Below are 6,171 nucleotides of genomic sequence, written 5' to 3'. Positions count from 1 at the left end.
CGACGCCGCGGCGAGCAGCGCGTCGAGTTCGGCGCGGGTCGCGTCGTCGACGTCGTCGGCGAGCCAGCGCGCGGCGGCGTCGCGCACCTCGGCGGAGAGTCCCGCGGGTGTGTCGTCCATCCCGCCATGATGTCAACCGGTGCGGACGTGCCCGGGCGCGGTCCACCCGGTTCCGCGCCGCGGCGGGAGGAAGTTGCATCCGGGAAATCGCGAACGGGCAATCCCGGACGGGAAAGCGCGAAACGGTCCGTTCACCGTATCCGGCGAAGTGGCGCCCATTCTCCGGGTGATACCCGATCGGGTAATTGTCGAGCCGTCAATTCTGCGCGAAATTGATCGACGAAGATCACACGGGATCGCCGTCCGGACGTTCCGGCACGGCGGGCCGCGCTCGGGGAAAGGGGCCGTCACCATGACCACCACGCGGGAGATCGCCGACGTGCCGATCGCCACCGGCAGTCAGACGAAACGCGGATGACGCTCAGACGCGGGAGACCAGGCCCCGCAGCAGCGCGCCCATGCGTTCCGCGGAGGCCCGGCCCGCCTCGATGACCTCCTCGTGATCGAGCGGCTGCCCGGTGATACCCGCGGCCAGATTGGTGACCAGCGACAGCCCGAAGACCTCCATGCCCTCCGCGCGGGCCGCGATGGCCTCCAGCACCGTGGACATTCCGACGAGGTCCGCGCCGAGGGTCCGCAGCATGCGGATCTCGGCGGGGGTCTCGAAGTGCGGGCCGGGCAGTCCGGCGTAGACGCCCTCGGACAGGCCCGGGTCCAAAGTCCGCGCCTGCTGCCGCAGCCGGTCCGAGTAGAGGTCGACGAGGTCGACGAACTGCGCACCGGTGATCGGGGACGTGGCGGTCATGTTCAGGTGATCGGAGATCAGCACCGGTTGGCCGACCTCCAGCCCGTCCCGGAGCCCGCCCGCCGCGTTCGTCAACAGCACGGTGCGCGCACCGGCCGCGGCGGCCGTGCGCACCCCGTGGACGACACGGGCGACGCCCTTGCCCTCGTACAGGTGCGTCCGGCCGAGCAGCACCAGGACCCGGTGGTCGCCGATCCTCAGCGACCGGGCGGTGCTGCCGTGCCCCACCGCACCGGGGGTCTCGAAACCGGGCAGCTCGCCGAGCGGCACCTCGGTGTCCGGCTCGCCGAGGACGTCGGCGGCCGGACGCCAGCCGGAGCCCAGGACGACGGCGACGTCGTGTGCGTCGACTCCGGTGCGCTCGGCGAGGACGGATGCCGCCGCGGCGGCGAGTTCACGGGGTTGCGTGTCGCTGCTCTCGTTCACGGTCCGGCAGCCTAGGCGCTCCGGCTCGGTCCCCGACCGCCCGCACCGCCGACCGGGGAGCGACGCCCTGCTCGACGTGGGCGGGTTGTCCATCGCCGAAGTGAAGGAGGTGCTCGCCGCCATGGCGGCGGAGGAGACCTCGCTGCACGAGGTGCTCGGGCTCGCGCAGCGGGGGCTGCCGCTGACCGGGGCCGAGGTGGACGACGCGTCGGCGGACTGGGCCCGCACGAAGGCCGGGGAGCTGATGGCCGAGCGTGGCTGGGACCCCGGGGAGGATTCCCCGGTGGTGGAGGCGCTGGTCGGCGTGCTCGCCACGGTGCGCTCACTCGGCCATCCCGAACTCGCGTCCATGGTCGACCGCTACGCCGACGCGGCCGAGGAGATCGCCGAGGCCGACCTCGACCACGTGTCCCGACTCGCCTCCACCGAGTCCGTCGTCGAGTCCGCGGTGGTGGGCACCGTGTTCGGGGACGCGCTGCTGGTCGTGCTGCGCAGGCTCGCCCAGGGCGGCGCCTCGTCCCGCCGGTTCGAGTGACGCGCCGGGAGATGTGGGCCCGGCCGCCGACCGTGCGGTCGTCGGGTGTGGGAGAGCGGTACCCGGCCGGCGGGGTTGAGCGACGAATGCCGGAAAGCAAATAACGTCCGAATTCGATCTGTCGTCGAGGAATTCACTCCTTCGGGGTGCGATCGATGATCCGGTTTGACCTGTCGGTATTCATGAGCTAATCTCTCATGCGAATTTCGCTGGATATCTGATGCCGGGTCGTAGGCGGGGCCGGACAGTCGTTCCGGTTTCGCGTCGATGCTCCCCTCGAACGCTTGTCACCCGGGCGGAGTCCTGCCGAATCCTTGCGGGTTCGGCAATTCCTCGGAGTTCCGGTCCCGGAGCTGCGACCCGGGATCACCCGGTCACCGGCGTGATCGTGCGTCGACGTCGGCGGCTCTCCCCGCGTGTGGGGCCGCGTGTGGGGCACTGCCACGGCACCCACGCACAGTTCGAACAGGAGGCGGATGTGCGGCTTTCCCCGGCTTTCGGATCCCGGCGTGCGGAGAATCGTCGGCAGTTGGAGTATCTGCACCGGGTGCTCAACGACGGGGCGTGCCCGGTCCTGTCACTGGACATATTCGACACCGTCCTGTGGCGGCGCGTGCCGCATCCCGCGGATCTGTTCGGCATCCTGGGTGCACGACTGAGACGTGCGGGTGTGTGCCCCCCGTGGTTGACCGACACCTCGTTCCGCCGCATGCGGGTCGCCGCGGAACACGATGCCCGTGGCCGCAGTGAATCACTGGGCGGCGAGGTCTCGCTGTTCGACATCTGGAATGCGATGCCGCTGTCGCTGTTCGACGGGACACCGCTCGACGACCTGGTGCGGACGGAGGTCGAGGTCGAACGTGTTTTCACAGTCGCGGATCTCGACATGGCCGACGTCCTCCGGTTGGCCGAGAAGTACGAGGTCCCGATCGTGCTGGTCTCGGACACGTACTTCACCGAGAAACAGCTCGCCTACCTGCTGGACCGTCCGGAGCTGGACACACTGCGGGACGCACGCGTCTTCCGGTCGCAGCAGCACGGTGCGGCCAAGGAGTCCGGACTGTGGACGATCGTGTTGAACGAGCTCGGCTGCAGCCCGGAGCAGGTCGTGCATGTCGGGGACAACGCGCGCGCCGATCACGTGATCCCGGCGTCGCTCGGTGTGCGGACCGTGCCCTACCAGCGGATCGACGAGGACTTCGCGGATGTCCTGGAACGGGAGCAGGAGTCGGCGGAGACGTTCGGCCCTTTCGGGGCACACATCGATCCGGAGCACGGTGACTTCGGGCTGACCAGTCTGCGCGCGCGGACCCTCGGGTCGGCCCCGTCCCCGACCAGCGCCGCGGTCGGTACCGCCTGGCGGTACGGAGCCTCGGTACTCGGTCCGGTGCTGACCGGATTCGCCGAATGGGTGGCGTTCCAGGCGCACCGCTGCGGGACGCCGGTGGTCTGGTGCCCCATGCGGGAGGGGGAACTGCTCGCCCACCTCGTCAATCAGGCGGCACGGTCGCGGGACTGGAAGGTGGAAGCCAAAACACTGTGGTTGTCGCGGCAGGTGACGTCGATCGCCTCGCTCGACTGCTTCGACCGGGACTCGGTCCGCGAGTTCGTCCGCAAGAGCTACCGGCTGACCGTCTCCCGACTGCTCGCGACACTCCACCTGCGCCCGGGGGACGTGCCCGGCCTCGCCGGAGAACTGGACACCGTTCTCGATCACGACGACGTCGTCGACCGGGTGAGCGAGGTTCTCACCGAGACCCCACATCTTCGGAACCGTCTCGCGGTCGCGGTGACCGCCGCGCGGGAGCGGCTCCTCCGGGCGCTGCATGACAGCGGGGCGCTGGACAGCCCCGAACTGGTCCTGGTCGACCTGGGATGGGGCGGAACGATTCAACTCCAGTTGGCCCAGACCCTGCGGATCGTCCAGAGCGGAACGCGGGTCTCGGGTCTCTACCTGGCCACCGACGAGCGTTCCACCAGGCTTCATCACGCCGGATTACCGGCTGCGGGTTACCTCGGCCAGGCGGGGCAGCCCCACGAGACCGTCGAGGCGGTCCGTCGCAGCCCCGAGGTGATCGAACAATGCACGAACGCCCTGTGCGGCTCGCTGGTCGATTTCACCGATGAGGGCTCTCCCGTCCTCGGACCCCGTGCCGGCTCCGAGTCCCAGGATGCCGAGATCCGGAGTACCCAGGACGGCATCCTGGCGTTTCAGCGGCAGTGGAATCGCTACGTCGAACACTCGGGGGGTACCTGGCCCGCACTCACGGACAGCGCCCGGCACCGGTTGGCCACCATACTCACCGCTGCCTTGAAATGCCCCACCACCGACGAGGCCGCCGTGTTCGGCAACTGGGCGCACGACGACAACTTCGGATCCTCCGTGGTCACCCGCATCCTTCCCGAGGACCTGAGGCCCGCGGTTCCCTACCTGTCGCCCAACGACCTCGACGACCTCGGAATGCGGGACGCGTTCTGGCCGGCCCTGATCGCGGCCTCGGACACGCGGCTGAGCGCCGCGGCCCGTGCACTGGCGAACGGGCTCGTCGACCCGGGCATGTTCGAACCCGCCGGGGAACCGTCCGAGACCCGACTCCGGTTCCGCACCCCGGACGAGAAGTGGCACGACGGTCCGCGCCGACGCGTCCGGATCAACCACAACGGCTTGTCCTTCGCGCGGATGGACTTCGAAACCGACGGCGCGACCGATGTCTCCCTGGCCATTCCCGGGCGCCCCGCGATCGTGCGTGTCGACTGGATCGAGGCCACGGTGATCGCCGGGGGAGACGCCGAACCACGGGTTCTGCGATGGGACAAGCCGGACGACTTCGCCGGGCTCACCTTCGCCGAGTGCACCTGGCTCGGAGCCAACATGGTCGAGTTCGGGTCCCCCCATGCGGCACTGTGGTTGCCCCTCGCGGACCGGGCCGGTGCGCCGGTCACGTCCGCACGGATCACCATCGCCTTCGCGATGCTGCCGCAATGGGTCTCCGGGTTCACCCCTCGGGTTCCCCCGGCCTCGAGACTCGCACGTCTGTCGGGGCGGGCGCGCACGGAGTATCGGGCCCGGGGGGTCGCCGGGATCGCCGCAGGTGCCGCACGCATGGTCATCCGCCGTCTGGCGGCGCGGGGATGAGAGCCCACTCTCCCGACCCGCAGCACATCGGCACCCGTGATGATCCGCATGTGCAGGCCCGCCGGGCGCGTCACCGACCGCTGTTGCTGCACTCGATGGCACTGTTCCGGGAGATCTTCGAGATCGTCTTCGCCCATCGGGACGTCGAGACCGTGGTCGAAGTCGGTGTGGAGTCCGGCGCGGTCAGCGGGATGTACGCCGAACTCGGAGCCTCGACGGTGTACTGCGTCGAGCCGAGTCCCACGGACGGGCTCCGCGCCACTCTCGCAGGCAACGAGGCACTGCAGCTGGTGACGACCCCCTCGCCCCGGGCCTTCGCCGAACTTCCGGTGGCGGATCTCTACGTCCTGGACGGGGACCACAATTATGCGACGGTCCGCCGGGAGCTGGAATGGATTCTCGCCCACGCCCCGGAAGCCACGGTCGTCTGCCACGACCTGCTCTGGCCGTGTTCGAGACGGGATCTCTACTACCAACCCTCGACTCTTCCCCCCGAAGACCGGAAGCCTGCCAGCACGGACGGACCCACCGTCTGGCACGACGAACTGACCCCGGCCGGATTCGTCGGGATGGGCGCGTTCACCTCGTCCACGCGAGCCGGGGGTGACCGCAACGGCGTGCTCACGGCCGTGGAAGACGTCCTCCGGGAATTCGGTGACGACCCGTGGCACCTGGAGCTGGTTCCCGCGATCTTCGGGATGGGTGTCCTGGTTCGGTGTGCCTCGTCGGACTGCTCGTCCCTGATGAGGGACCTCCGGCCCTACAGCGGATCCCGTCTGCTCGCCGCCATGGAGGACAACAGGATCGCGCTGTACACGCGGGTTCTCCAACTCCAGCACGAGGCCGTGGCGCACGCGCGGGACGCGGACCGGATGGCGGACACGATCTCCGCGCAGTGTCGTGAGATCGAAAGGTTGCAGGCCGGACGTGCGCATCCGCGGATCCGGCACGAACGCGGAGGACGGCTCCGGGAGGAAACTGTCCACCTCGCGGGGGCACTTCAGCGCGCGGTGCGGGGGATGTGGCGCCGTTCGTCGGGTCGGTAGGGAGGGGACGACGGTGCCGACGCGCCCGTTCCGCGCCCGGAGCGGGCATGTGCGCGCACGGCTCAGCCGCCGAGTATCCGGGTGAGCGCGAAGCCGGCCACGGCGGCGGCCACGAACACGGCCACGGCCACGGCCACGGCCGTCGGTGCCGACACGGCGCCCC

4 protein-coding genes are annotated in these 6,171 nt (G+C 69.7%); 3 read left to right on the top strand and 1 reads right to left on the bottom strand.

What is annotated here, in order from left to right:
- Positions 1-481: 481 nt before the first annotated feature.
- Positions 482-1,291 (bottom strand): purine-nucleoside phosphorylase, encoded by an 810-nt coding sequence (locus SACPADRAFT_RS0222775; protein ID WP_007026054.1) that lies wholly within the window; start codon positions 1,289-1,291, stop codon positions 482-484.
- 85 nt (positions 1,292-1,376) lie between these two features.
- Here SACPADRAFT_RS0222775 and SACPADRAFT_RS34365 point away from each other — a divergent pair, with 85 nt between their 5' ends.
- The 3 genes from SACPADRAFT_RS34365 (at position 1,377) to SACPADRAFT_RS0222760 (ending at position 6,008) form a co-directional block, all read left to right on the top strand.
- Positions 1,377-1,826: a MerR family transcriptional regulator gene (locus SACPADRAFT_RS34365; RefSeq protein WP_198048381.1), complete on the top strand. Its 450-nt coding sequence runs from the start codon at positions 1,377-1,379 to the stop codon at positions 1,824-1,826.
- A gap of 478 nt (positions 1,827-2,304) precedes the next feature.
- Positions 2,305-4,962 (top strand): HAD family hydrolase, encoded by a 2,658-nt coding sequence (locus SACPADRAFT_RS0222765; RefSeq protein ID WP_007026052.1) that lies wholly within the window; start codon positions 2,305-2,307, stop codon positions 4,960-4,962.
- Positions 4,959-6,008, top strand: coding sequence for a class I SAM-dependent methyltransferase (locus SACPADRAFT_RS0222760; RefSeq protein ID WP_007026051.1), 1,050 nt, complete (start codon positions 4,959-4,961; stop codon positions 6,006-6,008). The genes SACPADRAFT_RS0222765 and SACPADRAFT_RS0222760 overlap by 4 nt, the downstream gene beginning before the upstream one ends.
- The last annotated feature ends 163 nt before the right edge of the window (positions 6,009-6,171 follow it).

Source organism: Saccharomonospora iraqiensis subsp. paurometabolica YIM 90007, from assembly GCF_000231035.2.
GTDB lineage: Bacteria > Actinomycetota > Actinomycetes > Mycobacteriales > Pseudonocardiaceae > Saccharomonospora > Saccharomonospora paurometabolica.
The sequence above is the reverse complement of the archived record's forward strand: the minus strand, read 5'-3'. Positions and strand labels throughout refer to the sequence as shown.

Bases quoted from the DNA above. Each gene is read 5' to 3' on its own strand.
- SACPADRAFT_RS0222760 (WP_007026051.1), top strand. From the start codon at position 4,959: ATGAGAGCCCACTCTCCCGACCCGCAGCACATCGGCACCCGTGATGAT.